13 protein-coding genes and 2 tRNA genes are annotated in these 16,973 nt (G+C 68.7%); 11 read left to right on the forward strand and 4 right to left on the reverse strand.

Annotated elements, in window-relative coordinates; translation table 11 throughout:
* The first annotated feature begins 600 nt into the window (after window positions 1-600).
* Together P7A99_RS08250 and P7A99_RS08255 are read left to right on the forward strand one after the other, a co-directional pair.
* Window positions 601-3,594: a TonB-dependent receptor plug domain-containing protein gene (locus P7A99_RS08250; protein ID WP_431307650.1), complete on the forward strand. Its 2,994-nt coding sequence runs from the start codon at window positions 601-603 to the stop codon at window positions 3,592-3,594.
* Window positions 3,595-3,734: 140 nt separating this feature from the next.
* Window positions 3,735-4,520, forward strand: coding sequence for a hypothetical protein (locus P7A99_RS08255; protein ID WP_277793423.1), 786 nt, complete (start codon window positions 3,735-3,737; stop codon window positions 4,518-4,520).
* 44 nt (window positions 4,521-4,564) lie between these two features.
* On the opposite strand, the gene P7A99_RS08260 is transcribed toward P7A99_RS08255, so the two are convergent.
* The 3 genes from P7A99_RS08260 to P7A99_RS08270 form a co-directional block, all read right to left on the reverse strand.
* Window positions 4,565-4,640: transfer RNA gene (locus tag P7A99_RS08260), tRNA-Ala, on the reverse strand.
* A gap of 180 nt (window positions 4,641-4,820) precedes the next feature.
* Window positions 4,821-4,896 (reverse strand) — tRNA-Ala (locus tag P7A99_RS08265).
* Window positions 4,897-5,121: 225 nt separating this feature from the next.
* Window positions 5,122-5,592, reverse strand: a complete 471-nt coding sequence (locus P7A99_RS08270) for a TIGR02300 family protein (RefSeq protein ID WP_277793424.1) — start codon at window positions 5,590-5,592, stop codon at window positions 5,122-5,124.
* A gap of 117 nt (window positions 5,593-5,709) precedes the next feature.
* Here P7A99_RS08270 and aroA point away from each other — a divergent pair, with 117 nt between their 5' ends.
* From aroA to mscL, 6 genes are all read left to right on the forward strand, one after another.
* Window positions 5,710-7,038, forward strand: coding sequence for a 3-phosphoshikimate 1-carboxyvinyltransferase (aroA, locus tag P7A99_RS08275; protein ID WP_277793425.1), 1,329 nt, complete (start codon window positions 5,710-5,712; stop codon window positions 7,036-7,038).
* A 3-nt stretch (window positions 7,039-7,041) separates the two neighbouring features.
* Window positions 7,042-7,674: a (d)CMP kinase gene (cmk, locus tag P7A99_RS08280; protein ID WP_277793426.1), complete on the forward strand. Its 633-nt coding sequence runs from the start codon at window positions 7,042-7,044 to the stop codon at window positions 7,672-7,674.
* 151 nt (window positions 7,675-7,825) lie between these two features.
* Window positions 7,826-9,538 (forward strand): 30S ribosomal protein S1, encoded by a 1,713-nt coding sequence (gene rpsA / locus P7A99_RS08285; protein ID WP_277793427.1) that lies wholly within the window; start codon window positions 7,826-7,828, stop codon window positions 9,536-9,538.
* Window positions 9,539-9,677: 139 nt separating this feature from the next.
* Entirely contained in the window at window positions 9,678-11,642 is a 1,965-nt protein-coding gene (locus P7A99_RS08290; protein ID WP_277793428.1) for a DUF3857 domain-containing protein, read from the forward strand.
* 87 nt (window positions 11,643-11,729) lie between these two features.
* Window positions 11,730-12,011, forward strand: coding sequence for an integration host factor subunit beta (locus tag P7A99_RS08295; RefSeq protein WP_058348974.1), 282 nt, complete (start codon window positions 11,730-11,732; stop codon window positions 12,009-12,011).
* A 91-nt stretch (window positions 12,012-12,102) separates the two neighbouring features.
* Window positions 12,103-12,627 carry a large-conductance mechanosensitive channel protein MscL gene (gene mscL, locus P7A99_RS08300; protein ID WP_431307651.1) on the forward strand — a complete coding sequence of 175 codons (525 nt, stop codon included), beginning with the start codon at window positions 12,103-12,105 and terminating at the stop codon, window positions 12,625-12,627.
* 146 nt (window positions 12,628-12,773) lie between these two features.
* Here the strand turns inward: mscL and P7A99_RS08305 are convergent, their stop codons facing one another.
* Window positions 12,774-13,010, reverse strand: coding sequence for a DUF1674 domain-containing protein (locus P7A99_RS08305; RefSeq protein WP_277793429.1), 237 nt, complete (start codon window positions 13,008-13,010; stop codon window positions 12,774-12,776).
* Window positions 13,011-13,088: 78 nt separating this feature from the next.
* Between P7A99_RS08305 and P7A99_RS08310 the strand changes: the two genes are divergently transcribed.
* The 3 genes from P7A99_RS08310 to P7A99_RS08320 are packed head-to-tail and all read left to right on the forward strand — an operon-like array spanning window position 13,089 to window position 16,837.
* Window positions 13,089-14,372 (forward strand): RsmB/NOP family class I SAM-dependent RNA methyltransferase, encoded by a 1,284-nt coding sequence (locus P7A99_RS08310; protein ID WP_277793430.1) that lies wholly within the window; start codon window positions 13,089-13,091, stop codon window positions 14,370-14,372.
* 59 nt (window positions 14,373-14,431) lie between these two features.
* The gene (gene rpe, locus P7A99_RS08315; RefSeq protein WP_277793431.1) at window positions 14,432-15,091 is read left to right on the forward strand and encodes a ribulose-phosphate 3-epimerase; all 660 of its coding nucleotides are present in this window, start codon (window positions 14,432-14,434) and stop codon (window positions 15,089-15,091) included.
* 9 nt (window positions 15,092-15,100) lie between these two features.
* Complete coding sequence (locus tag P7A99_RS08320; RefSeq protein ID WP_277793432.1) at window positions 15,101-16,837, forward strand: heparinase II/III family protein; 1,737 nt, start codon at window positions 15,101-15,103, stop codon at window positions 16,835-16,837.
* The last annotated feature ends 136 nt before the right edge of the window (window positions 16,838-16,973 follow it).

Raw genomic sequence — 16,973 nt, forward strand, 5'->3', positions numbered from 1 at the left:
GAAACGCTAAAACAAATCACGGTCTCCGGGCTCCGCCCGGCCGCTCCGCGCCTCCCCACCAGCTTTCGTGGTTCGCCACGCAAGATCGCGAGCCCATGCCCCAAGATCCTCCCCCTGAAGGGGGAGGTGGCCCGGAGGGCCGGAGGGGGAAGTTCCTGGTGAGGTCGACGCACCCCGAACGTCAGCGATCCCTTCCCCCTCAGTCGGCGGAGTTTACCCTCGGGCCGGCCTTTGGCCGGACCCGGGGGCGACAGCTCCCCCTTCAGGGGGAGCATCTTGGACGAAGGGCCGGAGGGGGCGGTTTCAACCAGCGATGCGTCAGCCGCCTCCACGTTCGAAACAAGGCGAAAAAGTGACGACTCCGCGCCGGAGGGCCGCCCTGGGAGCGCTCCCGATCGCTCTGCCCATAACCGCTCAGCTTGGTTACGAAGTGCGCGTTAGAGGTCACAGTTTGTCCAAAATGCGACTGTTAGGCGTCGCTTAGATTGCAGATGGATGACTGAGGCGGTTGAGTAGCATTGCGGGAGGTTCGTCGCGCGCCAAGGGGGACTTGGTGGGGGGACGTGCCGTTGTGCCCGCAATCAAGGGCGAAAATCCTCAATGTTCATGCATCGTAGACATCTTCTGGCCTCGACGATCATCGCGGGGCTGGCCGCCGGCGCGGCTTTGCCCGCCATGGCCCAGGCGACTGGCGAAGCCTCTTCTCCTTCGGAAGTCGAAGCCGTCGTGGTCACCGGTTCGCGCATCAAGCGCAACGAATTCAACAGCTCCGACCCCGTCCAGGTGGTCACCGCCGAGCAGGGCCTGCTGAAGGGCGTGGGCAACACGGCCCAGTTGCTGCAGTCTTCGACGATCGCCTCGGGCTCGCCGCAGATCAACTCGGCCATCTCGAGCGCCTTCGTCACCGACGGCGGTCCGGGTTCGGAAACCATCTCGCTGCGCGGCCTGGGGGCCAACCGCACGCTGGTGCTGCTGAACGGCCGTCGCGCCGGTCCGGCCGGCGTGCGCGGCGGCGTGTCGGCCTTCGACCTCAACGTGCTGCCGATGGCGGCCATCGATCGCGTCGAGATCCTGAAGGACGGCGCCTCGTCGATCTACGGCTCGGACGCCGTGGCGGGCGTGGTCAACATCATCACCAAGCGCGGCGCCGACGGCTTCTCGATCGACGCCTTCGCCACCCAGCCGCAGAAGAAGGGCGGCGAAGAGTTCCGCGGCAGCCTCAGCTGGGGCAAGACCTTCGAGCGCGGCACCTTCAACATCACCTACGACTACGCCAAGAAGGCCGAGCAGACCAACGGTCAGCGCAGCTATACCAACTGCGGCCAGCAGTACATCTTCGACGCCGCCGGCAAGCGCAAGGACACCATCGATCCGCGCACGGGCAAGACCCAGTGCCGCGACCTGCTGTACGATCAAGTCTGGCTCTACACGATCCCTGACTTCGCGGGCACCGACGGCAAGATCCAGTACGACTACAACGGCAACCTTGGCCAATACATCCCGCAGTATCCGGGCGGCTCGAACGCCGGCGGCGCCTATCCGGGCCTGCCCCCGGGCTTCTTCATCGTCGGCGACAGCCTGGATCCGGCCAACCCGGACATGGGCGTGCTCGACTATAACAGCCCCTACAACCTGGCCAGCTCGCTGACCCCGCGCACCGAGCGCAACACGGTCTACGCCCAGGCCACCTTCGACGTCACCGACAACATCGAGGCCTATGCCGAGGTGCTGCTGAACCGTCGCGCCACCAAGACCAACGGCTATCGCCAGTTCTGGACCTATCTCTACACTGAGGACTACGGCGATCCCTTCAGCGCCGGCTTCACCGGCGACTTCGTGCTCAGCCCGACCGTGGCGACCCCGCGCAACCGCTCGGGCCAGAAGGTCGACTACCAGCGCTATGTCGGCGGCCTGCGCGGCGACTTCACCGGTGTCGACTTCCTCAAGGGCTGGGACTGGGACATCTTCGCCCAGTACAGCCACAACAAGGGCCTCTATTCGCAGGACGTGATCCTGGCCGACGCCCTCAACAGCGCCGACGGCCGTAGCGACTTCGGCACCGGCGGTCTTGGCCAGGCCAACTCGATCCCGCGTCCGACCGCTTCGTGCGTGGGCTACAAGACCCCGATCTCGAACCGCAGCTGCGTCGACGTGAACTGGATGTCGCCCGACTTCCTGGCCGGCAAGTACACGCCCGAGGAAGAAGCCTTCCTGTTCGACACCGAGACCGGCAAGACGATCTACAAGCAGTTCGCCATCGAAGGATCGGTGTCGGGCAACCTGTTCACCTTGCCGGCCGGTCCGGTGGGCGTGGCGCTGGGCGCTTCGTATCGCCGCGACGAGATCAACGACACCCCCGGCGAGGTCACCCGCGCCGGCAACGTCTGGGGCGCCTCGGTCTCCGGCATCACCGCCGGCAAGGACAACACCAAGGACGTCTACGGCGAGCTGAGCATCCCGATCCTCAAGGACGTGATGCTGGCCCAGTCGCTGGATCTGTCGCTGTCGGGCCGCTACACCGACGTCAACTCCTACGGCAGCGACAGCACCTACAAGGTCGGCGTCAACTGGCGGATCATCCCGTCGGTGCGCCTGCGCGCCACGCATGGCACCTCGTTCCGCGCTCCGGCGCTGTTCGAGCTGTACAAGAACGCCGAGACCTCGTTCCTCAGCCAGCGCAGCGTCGATCCCTGCATTCGCTGGCAGGCGGCGCTGACGGCGGGCACCCTGCCGCAGTACGTGGCCGACAACTGCGCGGCCGACGGCATTCCGGGCGCCTATACGGGGGCTGGTTCGTCGGCCACCATCACCTCGGGCGGCGGCGCCGGGTCCCTGGAGGCCGAAACCTCCAAGGCCACGACCTACGGCCTGATCTGGACGCCGAAGTTCGCCCAGCTGCAGGTGGCGGTCGACTACTTCGACATCGAGGTGAAGAACGAGATCGACCAGCTGGGCGCGGCCAACATCGTCGCCGGCTGCTACCGGTCGCTGAACTTCCCGACCGATCCGCTGTGCTCGCTGTTCGAACGCGGCCCCTCCAACCTGATCACCACGATCACCAACGACTACCTGAACATCTCCACCCAGAAGAACCGCGGCATCGACCTGACGGTGAACTACAACTACGACCTGCCGGCCGACATCCGCATGACCATCGACCTGCAGTCGACCTGGCAGCTGGAAGACAAGAAGGCCCTGTTCGCCGACTTCGTGGAGGACAACAACGGCCGCGTCGGCGACCCCGACTGGACCGGCCAGCTGAACGTCCGCTTCAGCAAGGGCGACTGGACCGGCTTCTGGGGCGTCGACATGGTCGGCAAGGCCTCGGACGCCGAGTTCTTCGACGACCGCAATGCCGCGGGCACCACGTTCTACAAGATCCACACCGAGTTCACGGCCTACCACAGCCTCTCGCTGCAGAAGCGCTTCGAGGACTGGTCGATCGTGGGCGGCGTGGCCAACCTGTTCAACGAGCTGCCGCCGCAGGTGACCATGGCCCAGGGCGACTACAGCATGGTCGGTCGCTCGGTGCTGTCGTCGCAATACGACTACATCGGCCGCCGCGTGTTCCTGAGCATGCAGGCCAAGTTCTAGGCCAAGTTCCGGGCCAGGCGGGCCGCGGTCGCCGACAGGCGTTTCGCGGCCTTCCGGGTTTCGTCTATCGTCGGGCGGCGGAGCGATCCGTCGCCCGTTCCTTTGTAAGCTGCGGCCCATTCGGCCGCCCGGGGTCCTTCGTGAACGCCATCATCCGCGGCAAGCCCGACAATCTCGACGCCATCGGCGAGCGCTTCGACCGGGCTCGGCTGGCCCGGCCCGTGTTCCTCAACAGCGTGCCCAAGGCCGGGACCCACCTGATCCGCAACATCATGCGGATGTTCGTCGCCCGTGATCAGCACTGGCCCGGCGAGTACATCCAGCACGCCCTGCTGGGCCGTAGCCGCGAGGCCTTCAATCCCCAGCGGCCGATGATCAGCTGGGGCCACATGCTGTTCTCCGACGAGTCCGCCGTGGCCCTGCGTGACGTGCGGCACATCGTGCTCGTGCGCGACCCCTACGACTGGGTCCTGGCCCGCACCCGCTTCTACCTCTCCGACGAGTTCCAGGGCCGCCTGAACCACATCAAGGACGGCGGGGCGGCGATCGAGGACGTCATCATGATGATGATCCTGGGAGCCCACGGGGCCGTGCCTGACCTGCGCGACGTCTTCAGCATGAACGCCGTGGCCTGGCTGGGCTCCAGCGCCGTGATCGTCCGCTACGAAGACATCGTCGAGAATCTCAAGGACCTGGGCTCGCGGCGGGCCGAGGCCTTCTTCGGCGCGCTGCTGGCCGATTGCGGCCTGGATCTGCCCGCCGACTGGCGCGAACGCGTGGAGGCCGGCGCCGACCGCCGCGAAAGCCGCACCGCCAGCGAGAACCTGAAGGTGACGGCCGAGGTGCCCAAGGTGCTGTCCGACGTCCACAAGCGGGTCGTCGACTTCCACGTGCCCGGGCTGCGAGCGCTGCTGGGCTATACCTGATCCGGAAATGGAAACGGCCGCTCCCTTTAGGGAAGCGGCCGTTTTGGTGGAGCTAAGCGGAGTCGAACCGCTGACCTCTTGAATGCCATTCAAGCGCTCTACCAGCTGAGCTATAGCCCCGAGGCGTTCCGTGAAGGAGGCCTTGGTCTCCCGGATGGTCGCCCGGGAAGGCGCGGAAACTATGTCGAGGCCTTTCCGGGATCAAGCCCCCTCCGTACGGTGAGGCGCAAGTTTTCCGGCAAGACTTCGGATGGGTTCCAAAAATGGAAACGGCCGCTCCCTTTAGGGAAGCGGCCGTCTTGGTGGAGCTAAGCGGAGTCGAACCGCTGACCTCTTGAATGCCATTCAAGCGCTCTACCAGCTGAGCTATAGCCCCAAGGCTCGCCTGGAAATCACGAAGACTTCCGTTTGAAATCCTTAGTCTCTCCGGCGGTTCCGAGTGGCTGTCCCCCGAAGAGGCGCGGAACCTATGCCGAGGTTTTTCCGGGATCAACCCCCTCGGCGAACTTTTTTTCGGAGCCCGGCGAAAGCCCTGTGGAGAACAGGAAAGGCCGGATCCGAAAGTCCGGGGCCGGATCGCTCCAGCCCCGGAATTCGTCGCTTACCGGTCGTCGTCCTCGTCGCCCGGCAGGCCCTCGATCTCGTCGCCGAGATCGTCTTCGTCTTCGTCTTCGAGGAACGGAACGTCGTCGCTGTCCTCGTCGCCCAGGTCTTCGTCCTCGGCGAAGTCGACGCCCAGGTCGTCACCGCCCGGCGCCGGCTCGGCGGTCGGATCGCCGTCCTCGTCGTCGCCTTCGTTGACGTCGGCCTCGGCGGCCTCGTCGATTTCCGGGGTCTCGTCGACCTCGTCCTCGTAGCCGTCCTGCTCCTTGGGAGCGGGGGCTTCCTTTTCGTCCTCGGCGTCATAGTCCGGCGTGATGGCGCGGGCGCGCACGCGGCGCGACTTCAGCGCCTCTTCCGGATCGAACTGCTCGCCGCACTTGGGGCAGACAGCCGGACGACGGTTGAGGTCGTAGAACTTCGATTGGCAGTTGGGGCAGATTTGTTTTGCGCCCAAGTCGGGATTAGCCAAGGCGGCGACCCTTTGATCCTGATGGGAAAAGCGGCGGCTGACTTGCCATGACGGGAGGCCGCTGTCAAAAGCAAACCCCTTCGCGAAACACCTATGTTGCAAGGAGCCGGTTTCGGCATGACCACGGCTGGATTGAAGAGCGCTCCGGGCGGGGCCCTTCGCGGTACGGTTCGGGCGCCTGGCGACAAGTCCATTTCGCACCGTTCGATGATCCTTGGCGCGCTTGCGAGCGGCACCACGACCATCGAAGGGCTGCTGGAAGGCGACGACGTCCTGGCGACCGCCCGGGCCATGCAGGCCTTCGGCGCGCGCGTCGAACAGGAAGGCGTCGGCCGCTGGCGCGTCGAGGGCAAGGGCGGCTTTTCCGAGCCCTCGGACGTCATCGACTGCGGCAACGCCGGCACCGGCGTGCGCCTGATCATGGGCGCGGCCGCGGGCTTTGCTATGTGCGCCACCTTCACCGGCGATAGCAGCCTGCGCGGCCGGCCGATGGGTCGCGTGCTCGATCCGCTGGCCCGCATGGGCGCCACCTGGTACGGCCGCGACAAGGGCCGCCTGCCGCTGACCCTGAAGGGCGGATCCCTGCGCGGGCTCGTCTACACCCTGCCGATGGCCTCGGCTCAGGTGAAGTCGGCCGTGCTGCTGGCCGGCCTGCACGCCGAGGGCGGCGTCGAGGTGATCGAGCCGGAAGCCACCCGCGACCATACCGAGCGCATGCTGCGCGCCTTCGGCGCCGAGGTGCTGGTCGAGGACAGGGGCGGCGTGCGCCACGTGCGCCTGCCGGAAGGCCAGAAGCTGAAGGGCACGCATGTGCAGGTGCCGGGCGATCCGTCGTCGGCCGCCTTCCCGCTGGTCGCGGCCCTGATCGTTCCCGGCTCGGAAGTGACGGTCGAGGGCGTGATGCTCAACGTGCTGCGCACGGGTCTCTTCACGACGCTGCAGGAAATGGGCGCCGACCTGACGATCTCGAACGTCCGCGTCGAGAGCGGCGAGGACGTCGGCGACATCACCGCCCGCCACTCGCAGCTCAAGGGCGTCGTCGTGCCGCCCGAGCGGGCGCCGGCGATGATCGACGAATATCCGATCCTGGCCGTCGCGGCCGCCTTCGCCGACGGTCCGACCATCATGCGCGGCATCGGCGAGATGCGGGTCAAGGAAAGCGATCGCATCGCCCTGACGGCGGCGGGCCTCCAGGCCTGCGGCGTCACCGTCGAGGAAGAACCCGAGGGCATGACCGTGGTCGGCACGAAGGGCGGCAACCACCCCGTGCGCGGTGGCGGCAAGGTGATCACCCACGGCGATCACCGCATCGCCATGAGCCACCTGATCCTGGGCCTGGCCGCCCAGGAGCCGGTCGAGATCGACGAGCCCGGCATGATCGCCACCAGCTTCCCCGGCTTCGTGTCGCTGATGACGGGCCTGGGCGGCTCGATCGTTGAGGCCTGATCCATGGGCTTCGTGATCGCCGTCGACGGCCCGGCCGCCTCGGGCAAGGGCACCATCGCCTCGCGGCTGGCGGCCCATTACGGCCTGCCGATGCTGGACACCGGCCTGCTGTATCGCGCGGTCGGCGTCCGTCTGCTGGACGCCGGCGGCGATCTGGACGACGCGGCGGCGGCCGAGGCCTCGGCCCGCGACCTGGACCTGGCCGAACTGGAGCGGCCGGAAGTGCGCACCCGCGCCGCCGGCGAGGCCGCCAGCCGGGTGGCCGTGCATCCGGGCGTACGCAAGGCGCTGTTCGACCTTCAGCGCGCGTTCGCCGCCCAGGACCCGGGCGCGGTGCTCGACGGGCGCGACATCGGCACGGTCATCGCCCCCGAGGCGCCGGCCAAGCTCTATGTCACCGCCAGCGCCGAGGTCCGCGCCGACCGCCGCTGGAAGCAGCTGACGGGGCAGGGCGAGAGCGTCACCTTCGACGAGATCCTGGCCGACATCAAAAAGCGCGACGAGCGCGACGGCGGCCGCAAGGACGCGCCCATGACCCAGGCTGTGGACGCTATCTTGCTTGATACGTCGGAAATGACTATATCCCAGGCCTTCGATGCGGCTCTCCGCATCGTCGAGACGGCGCGCGCCCGGTGAGGAAACTCCAAGGGCCAATCTAACGCCCGCCTCGCCGCCGCTTTGGACGCGCCGGATCGCATCAGAACATCACTTCACCCGGAATCCCGAGAACCGTCACCCGACGGCGCTCATCGCAGGGCTTCCCACAACCCAGAGATCTTAGATCAGCATGGCTGACGATATGAGCTTCAACCCCACGCGCGACGATTTCGAAGCGCTCCTCAACGACTCCATGGGCGGCCGCGACTTCGCGGAAGGCTCCGTGGTCAAGGGCAAGGTCGTTGGGATCGAGAAGGACTTCGCGATCATCGACGTCGGTCTGAAGACCGAAGGCCGCGTCCAGCTGAAGGAATTCGGCGTCGACGAAGCCGGTAAGCCGACCATCAAGACCGGCGACACCGTCGAAGTCTTCCTCGAGCGCCTCGAAAACGCCATGGGCGAAGCGGTCATCAGCCGCGAGAAGGCCAAGCGCGAAGAAGCCTGGACCCGCCTGGAAGGCGTCTACGCCAAGAACGAACCCGTCATGGGCGCGATCGTCGGTCGCGTTAAGGGCGGCTTCACCGTCGACCTCGGCGGCGCCTCGGCCTTCCTGCCGGGCTCGCAAGTCGACATCCGTCCGGTCCGCGACGTCGGCCCCCTGATGGGCAAGGAACAGCCCTTCGCCATCCTGAAGATGGACCGTCCGCGCGGCAACATCGTCGTCTCGCGTCGCGCCATCCTGGAAGAAGCCCGCGCCGAGCAGCGCACCGAACTGGTGTCGCAGCTGCAAGAGGGTGAAATCCGCGAAGGCGTCGTCAAGAACATCACCGACTACGGTGCGTTCGTTGACCTGGGCGGCATCGACGGCCTGCTGCACGTCACCGACATGAGCTGGAAGCGCGTCAACCACCCGAGCCAAGTGCTCGCCGTGGGCGACACCGTGAAGGTCCAGATCGTCAAGATCAACCCGGACACCCAGCGCATCTCGCTCGGCATGAAGCAGCTGCAGTCGGATCCGTGGGACGGCGTCGAAGCCAAGTACCCGGTCGGCGCCAAGTTCACCGGCCGCATCACCAACATCACCGACTACGGCGCCTTCGTGGAGCTGGAAGCCGGCGTTGAAGGCCTGGTGCACGTGTCGGAAATGTCGTGGACCAAGAAGAACGTCCACCCCGGCAAGATCGTGTCGACCTCGCAGGAAGTCGACGTCGTGGTCCTGGACGTCGATCCGTCCAAGCGCCGCGTGTCGCTCGGCCTGAAGCAAGCCCTGGCCAACCCGTGGGAAGCCTTCGTCGAGGCTCACCCGATCGGCTCGACCGTCGAAGGCGAAGTCAAGAACGCGACCGAATTCGGTCTGTTCGTCGGCCTCGACAACGACATCGACGGCATGGTGCACCTGTCGGACATCGACTGGAGCGTCGCCGGCGAAGAAGCCATGGCTCGCTACAAGAAGGGCGACCTGGTCAAGGCGAAGGTTCTCGACGTCGACATCGAGAAGGAACGCATCTCGCTGGGCATCAAGCAGCTGGCCGGCGACCCGATGTCGGGCGACACCTTCCGCAAGAACCAGACCGTTACCGTCACCGTGACGGAAGTCACCTCGGGCGGCATCGAAGTCCGCTTCGGTGAAGACGACGCCCCGATGACCGCCTTCATCCGCAAGTCGGACCTGTCGCGCGATCGTCAGGAACAGCGCCCCGAGCGCTTCGCCGTGGGTGACCGCGTCGACGCTCAGATCACCAACGTGGACAAGGCCGCTCGCCGCGTCTCGCTGTCGATCAAGTCGCTGGAAATGGCCGAAGAGAAGGAAGCCATCGAGCAGTTCGGCTCGTCGGACTCCGGCGCTTCGCTGGGCGACATCCTGGGTGCGGCTCTGCGCGAGCGCGCCGCTCCGAAGGAATAAGCCCGCACCTCACGGTGTGAGCTGAAGACAGACGGCGGTTGGAGCAATCCGACCGCCGTTTTTCTTTTGCGCGAAGTCTTGGCCGTGCTGCCTGGAATTGTATGGTCCCGCTTGTCTGAGTAGTTGGCAGGGATCGTCCATGTTCAAATCTTCCGCGCTGGCCCTTCCGGCCGCCGCCGTCGCCGCGATGTGGACCGGCCATGCCCTCGCCGCCGACCAGCCGGTCTATGCCGCGCCCGCCAGGTGGGTGGACGTCGCGGCGATTCCGGACCTCCAGGCCGGCCCCGAAGCCCCCGCCACCCAGGTGCTGCTCGACGACAGCCAGGGCCGCATGGAGCGCTCCGGCGGGACCTACTACAACCGTCGGGTCGTCCGTATCGTCAAGACCGAGGGCCTGTCGGGCTCGGGCTCGCGTTCGGTGTCGTGGAACCCCACCGCCGAGACGGTGACCCTGCACACCCTGGCCATCCGTCGCGGCGATCAGGTCATCGACCTGCTGCAAGGCGGCAAGGACGTTCTGGTCATCCGCCGCGAGACCAACCTGGAACGGGCCATGCTCGACGGCCGCCTGACGGCCAGCATCCAGATCAAGGACCTGCAGGTCGGCGACGTGGTCGACTGGGCCTACACCATCCACCGCACCGAGCCGCTGCTCGACAACCGCGGCCAGAGCTTCGAGCGCATGGGCTGGGGCGGCAAGATCGGCCGCTATCGCGTGCGCCTGGAGTGGCCCAAGGACAATCCGGTGGTCTGGAAGACCACCACGGGCTTCCCGCAGCCGAGCGTCGCCGAGGTCGGCGGCTTCACCCGCCTGAGCGTCGACGTCACCGGGGCCGAGACCCCCAAGGCGCCGGCCGGGGCGCCGCTGCGCTTCCTGCGGGTGGGCGAGCTGCAGGCCTCCTCCTATGCCGACTGGGCCGAGATCTCGCGCCGCATGGCCCCGCTCTATGCCGAGGCCTCGAAGCTGGCGCCGGATTCGCCGGTTCGGGCCGAGGCCGCACGCATCGCCGCCCAGACCAATGATCACAAGGCCCGGGCCTTCGCCGCCCTGCAACTGGTCGAGGACAAGACCCGCTACCTGGCGCTCAGCATGGGCGACGGCGGCTATCGTCCGGCGCCGGCCGACGAGACCTGGGCGCGCCGCTTCGGTGACTGCAAGGGCAAGACGGTGCTGCTGCTGGCCCTGCTGCGCGAGCTGGGCGTCGAGGCCGAGCCGGCCATCGTCTCGACCACCAGCGGCGACGGCATGGACGAACGCGTGGCCGCGGCCGGCCAGTTCAACCACATCATCGTGCGCGCCCGCATCGATGGTAAGAGCTACTGGCTGGACGGCACCCGCTCGGGCGACAAGGGCGGTCTCGACCAGCTGCGCCCGCCGGGCTTCCGCTGGGCCCTGCCGGTGCGCGCCAAGGGCGCGGGCCTGGAGCCGATCGAGCAGCCGCCCCTGCGCGAGGCGCAGACCGAGACGAGCCTGCACATCGACGCCTCGGCCGGCCTCGACAAGCCCGCGCCGGTGCGTGTCGAGATGCTGATGCGCGGCGATGCGGCGCGGGGGCTGTCGCGGTCGCTGGAGACCGCACCCAAGGCCGACGTCGAGCGCGCCCTCAAGCAGAGCCTCTCGCGCTCAATGAGCTGGATCACCCTGGAGAACGTCGACTGGGTGAAGGCCGAGGACGGCGAGCTCAACATCAAGATGACCGGTACGGCGACGCCGGAATGGCGGCTGAACGACGACCTGGGCGTGCGCGAGCTGAAGCTGGGCGACGACGAGGGCCGGGCGAGCACCTTCCCGCGCCGAGAGCCCGGGCCCAACGACACCGCGCCCTTCGCCCTGCGCTATCCGTCCTACGGGCGTAGCTCGATCGAGGTCGTGCTGCCCGGCAAGGGTGAGGGCTTCAGCGTCAAGGGCGCCAACGGCGAGGAGACCGCCACCGGGTATCGGGTCGCCAAGTCGGCGACGGTGACGAGCGGCGTCGCCCGGTTCGAGACGGTGACGCGCAGCGAGGCCCGCGAATTGCCGTTCGCGCAGGTCGAGGCCGCCAACGCCGCCATCCGCAAGGCCGCCTACGATGTTCGCATCGTCCGGGCGCCGAAGGGTCTTTGAGGGACGGCCCGAAACCTTTTTCTTGAAGATTGCGGCCTGCTTGGGCAAAGGTCGCGGCGCGCCGCTCCCTCGGCGCAGGGGATATCGATGATCAAGTCTGAACTCATCGCCAGGCTCGCGAACGAAAACCCGCACCTGACGCAGAAGGACGTGGAACGCGTGGTGGGCGTCATCCTGGAGCGGATGATCAACGCCCTGGAAGCCGGCGGCCGCGTCGAGCTGCGAGGCTTCGGCGCCTTGTCGGTGCGCTCGCGCCCGGCCCGCGCCGGTCGCAATCCGCGCACCGGGGAAACCGTCGACGTCCGCGCCAAGCACGTTCCGTTCTTCAAGAGCGGCAAGGAACTGCGCGCGCGCCTGAACGCCGAGTAGTCGGCCGGCCGACTCTCTTGCCCCCGGGGGCGAACCGGCCCAGCCTTTCGGCGTTCCGGTTAGCCCCAGGAACAGGCGAGAGGGACCCCGCATGAGCATCGTCAAGGAATTCCGCGAGTTCATCGCTCGCGGCAACGTCATCGACCTGGCCGTCGGCGTCATCATCGGCGCGGCCTTCAACGGCATCGTCAAAAGCCTGGTCGATCAGGTGATCATGCCGCCTATCGGCCTGCTGACCGGCGGCCTCGACTTCTCCAAGCTGGAATGGGTGCTGCGCGCCGAGGATCCGGCCACCGAGGCGATCGAGAAGGTCGCCATCCAGTACGGCGCCTTCATCAACACCCTGATCCAGTTCTTCATCGTCGCGGCGGTGGTGTTCCTGCTGGTCAAGCTGGTCAACCAGATCCGCCGCGCCGACGCGGCCGAGCCTGCGCCCGCCGCGCCGCCCGCTCCGACCCCGGAAGAAAAGCTGCTGACCGAGATCCGCGACCTGCTGGCCCAGCCGGCGGTGGCCGCCGTCGTCCCGGCCGCTGAAAAGCCCGCCCCGGCCCCGAAGGCCGCCGCGACCAAGGCCCCGGCCAAGAAGCCGGCCGCTCCGCGCAAGCCGAAGGGATGATCTGCAGATCCTCCCCCTGAAGGGGGAGGTGGCCCGAAGGGCCGGAGGGGGAAGTCCCTGCTGACGTTAAGGCGTCGGCTGGCTCACAGGCCACATCCCCCTCAGTCGCTTCGCGACAGCTCCCCCTTCGGGGGGAGCATCCGATCTCAGAAATCCACCGCCACGCCCTTGCGCTCCCAGTCGCCGAAGCGGGTGGGCTCGGGGCCGTCGCGGCCGCCCTTTTCCGCAGGCATCACCCGGGCCGCGTCGGCCTCGCGGCGAGCGGCGGCCTCTTCCAGGGCGCGGCGGGCGGCAGGGCTCAGATCCTTGCCGGGCGCGGCGCCCAGGCGGGCCAGTTCAGGGTCCTGAACCTCGGAAAACGGGGGAGAAAGATCGTCGGACATGGTGTTTCATAGCACGCAAGCGTCGTTGGGGCATCCAAGGGGCTTGCGCTTTGGCGCATTGCGGGGCACGGCGGGGCGGTGACTCAGGAACTTAACGACGGCCTTCCCGCCCGGGAAGCGGCCCTCGCCCTACTCGACGCGGCCCTTTCGCGCCGCGGCGGCCTCGACGAGGCCGCGACGACCAACGCTTTCCGCGCCCTGGAGCCGCGTGAGCGCGCCTTCGCGCGCGCCCTCGCCATGGCCGCCCTGCGCCGCCTGGGGCCCGTCGACCGGGCCCTGGCCGCCAAGCTCAGCAAGGAGCCGCCGCCGCGCGTGCGCAACCTGCTGCGCCTGGGCGCCACCCAGGCCTTCTTCCTCGACGTGCCGGCCTTCGCGGCCGTGGCCACAAGCGTCGAACTGGCCGGCGCCAACAAGGCCAGCCGTCCGTTCAAGGGCCTGGTCAACGCCGTGTTGCGCGGCCTGCTGCGCGACGGCGCGCCGGCCGACGATCCCTCGGCCCTGGTGCCGCCGTGGCTGTTCGCCCGCTGGACCGGCGCCTGGGGGCAGGACGACGCTCGCGCCCTGGCCGCCGTGGTCGCCGAGGAGCCGGCCACCGACCTTTCCCTGAAGCCCGGAACCGACGTGGCGGCGCTGGCCGAGGCCCTGGAGGCCGAGGTCCTGCCGGGCGACACCCTGCGCACCCGCCGTCGCGGCGACGTCGCCGGCTGGCCCGAGTTCGAGGCCGGATCGTGGTGGGTGCAGGACGCCGCCGCCGCCATCCCCGCGCGCCTGCTGGACGTGAAGCCCGGCGAGACCGCCGTCGACCTCTGCGCCGCCCCCGGCGGCAAGACCCTGCAACTGGCCGCCGCCGGCGCCGAGGTCGTCGCCGTCGACCGCTCGGCCGCTCGCCTCAAGCGCGTCAGTGAGAACCTCGCCCGCATGGGCCTGAAGGCCGAGGTCGTGGCCGCCGATGGCTCGACCTGGGCCGACGAACGCACCTTCGACGCCGTGCTGCTGGACGCCCCGTGCTCGGCCACGGGCACCTTCCGCCGCCACCCCGACGTGCTGTGGGCCGCGCGCCCGGGCGACGTGGCCAGCCTGGCGGCTGTGCAGTCGGCCCTGCTGGACAGCGCCGCCAAGCGCACCGCGCCCGGCGGCCGTCTGGTCTATTGCGTCTGCTCGCTGGAGCCGGAGGAGGGCGAGGCTCAGGTCGAGGCTTTCCTGACCCGTCATCCGGAGTTCTCGCTGGCCCCGATCACGGCCGGCGAGGGCGGTGCGCCGCCGGCCAGCCTGACCGCCCGGGGGACTCTGCGCCTGCTGCCCCATCATCGCGAAGGCGGCCAGGACGGCTTCTTCGCGGCTCGCTTCGTCAAGGCCGCGTAAGGCTGGAACTCAACCGCTCGCTTGTAGCGCGAGCCTTTGCCCGGTAAGCCAAGGACACCATGACTGCGCCGATCATCGCTCCGTCGATCCTCGCCTCCGACTTCGCCAAGCTGGGCGCCGAAGTGGCCGCCATCGAGGCGGCCGGCGCCGACTGGGTGCATGTCGACGTCATGGACGGCCACTTCGTGCCGAACATCACGCTCGGCCCCGACATCGTCAAAGCCATCCGGCCGCACGCCAAGATCCCGTTCGACGTGCACCTGATGATCAGCCCGGCCGATCCGTATCTGGAGGCCTTCCGCGAGGCCGGCGCCGACATCATCAGCATCCACCCGGAAGCCGGCCCGCACCTGCACCGCTCGCTCAAGCGCATCCGCCAGCTGGGCGCCAAGGCCGGGGTGGTGTTCAACCCCTCGACCAGCCTCGACCATGTCGAGTGGATCCTCGAGGACGTCGACCTCGTGCTGGTCATGTCGGTCAACCCCGGCTTCGGCGGCCAGAGCTTCATCCCGGGCCAGCTGCGCAAGGTGGAAGCCCTGCGCAAGATGATCGACGCCCAAGGGCTGGACATCATCCTGGAAGTCGACGGCGGCGTGACCCCGGTCACCGCGCCCCAGTGCGTCGCGGCCGGCGCCACGGCCCTGGTGGCCGGCTCGGCGGTGTTCAAGGGCGGCCCGGACGCCTACGCCGCCAATATCAGCGCACTCAAAGGGGGCTGACGCCACGGCATGACCGGCGCGCCCGCCACGCCCTCCGCATCCAGGCCCGCCGGGCGTCCCCTGCGGCGCGGAGCCGTGCTGGCGCGATCGGTCTCGGCCTCGGTGCGCAAGGCTTTCGAGCGTGAGTGGTTCGGCTCGCCGCCGCACCGCGCGCTGATCACCGCGCCCCGGCCGGTCGGCCTGTCGGCCCGGCCGCACGATCCTCGTCCCATCGACCTGCATCGCGGCCGTCAGCTGCTGGACGGCGTGCTGACCCTGCACGACGAGAGCCTGAAGGTCGGGGCCGAGGGCGATCCCTTCGACACTCCCAGCCCGTCGCGGGCCTTCGCCGTGGCTCTGCACCGCTTCGACTGGCTGCCGGGCCTGCTGGCCCAGGGGCCGGAAGGCGCCCGCCGGGCCCTGCGGCTGATCCAGGACTGGCGTCGGGTGTTCGGAACCTGGAACGCCTTCTCCTGGTCGGGCGAGTGCCTCGAGCGTCGCACCTTCCACCTGGCCTGCGCCGCCAAGACCCTGTCGCCCGGCGCCTCCGACGCCGAGACCGCCGCCCTGGCGCTGGACGTGGCCCGCGGGGCCCGCCAGCTGATGAAAGCCTCCGACGCCCCCGACCGCGCGCTGGAGCGGGCCGTGGTGGTGGCCGTCGCCGGCACGGCCCTGGTCGGCAAGGCCGCCGATCGGCTGATGGCCGAGGGCCTGCGCCGGGTCGCTCGCGAGATCGAGGTCGTCGTTCTGCCCGACGGCGGCCATGCCTCGCGCTCGCCGGAAGCCGGGCTGGAGCTGTTGTTCGACCTGCTGACCCTGGACGACGCCCTGGGCCAGCGCGGCCGTCCGACGCCCGAGGCGATCAGCCGGGCCATCGACCGCCTGTCGTCGGGCGCGCGCTTCTTCACCCTGGCCGACGGCAAGCTGGCGGCCTTTCACGGCGGCGAGACGGTCGAGCCCGCCCGCATCGCCGCCGCCCTGGCCCATGACGATCATGGTCCGCGTCCGCCGATGGACCTGCCGCACGCCGGCTTCCAGAAGATGCAGGGCGGCGCGATCCAGGTGCTGGCCGACGCCGGCCCGCCGCCTGTGGGACCGCTCAGCCGCTCGGCCTGCGCCCAGCCGGCGGCGCTCGAGATCGTCTGCGGCAAGGACCGGCTGATAACCTCCAGCGGCTGGAGCCCGGAGGCGGCTAACGCCCAGGCGTTCCGCCTGTCGGACGCGGCCTCTACGGTGTCTGTGGGCGAGGGCTCGGCCGGGCGGCCGCTGTCGGGCTTCCGCGCCGCTGCTCTGGGACCCTGGCTGGTCGACGGCGCCACCAGCGTCGAATCCCGCCGGCATGACGGCGAGCAGGGGGTCTGGCTCGATGTCGTCCACGACGGCTGGCGACGCCTGGGCCTCAAGCACGCCCGCCGGCTGTTCCTCGACCTCGCCGCCGACGAACTACGCGGCGAGGACAGCCTGATCCCTATGGCCGAGGCAAAGGCGGACGGGCCGCGCCGCTATCACCCGTTCAAGATCAGCTTCCACCTGCATCCCGACGCCCGCGCCTCGCTGGCGCGCGACGGCAAGAGCGTGCTGATCAAGGGGCCGTCCAACGTCGGCTGGTGGCTGCGCAACGACGCGCCCGACGTCGCCGTGCTGGCCGCCCCGCACTTCGACCACGGCCACGCCCGCCAGGCGGGGGTGATCGTTCTGAAGAGCCAGGTCCGCGCCGAGAAGGGCGCCAAGATCCGCTGGAAGCTCGCCCGGGCGACGGATCACTGACCCAGATCCTCCCCCCGAAGGGGGAGGTGGCCCGCAGGGCCGGAGGGGGAAGTTTCTGCTAAGGTCGAGGGGGCTGCTGGTTCAGCATTCACATGCCCCTCCGTCGGCTTCGCCGACACCTCCCCCTTCAGGGGGG

Origin of the sequence: Caulobacter endophyticus, assembly GCF_029543245.1 — a bacterium.
In the GTDB taxonomy this organism is placed as follows: Bacteria; Pseudomonadota; Alphaproteobacteria; order Caulobacterales; family Caulobacteraceae; genus Caulobacter; species Caulobacter endophyticus_A.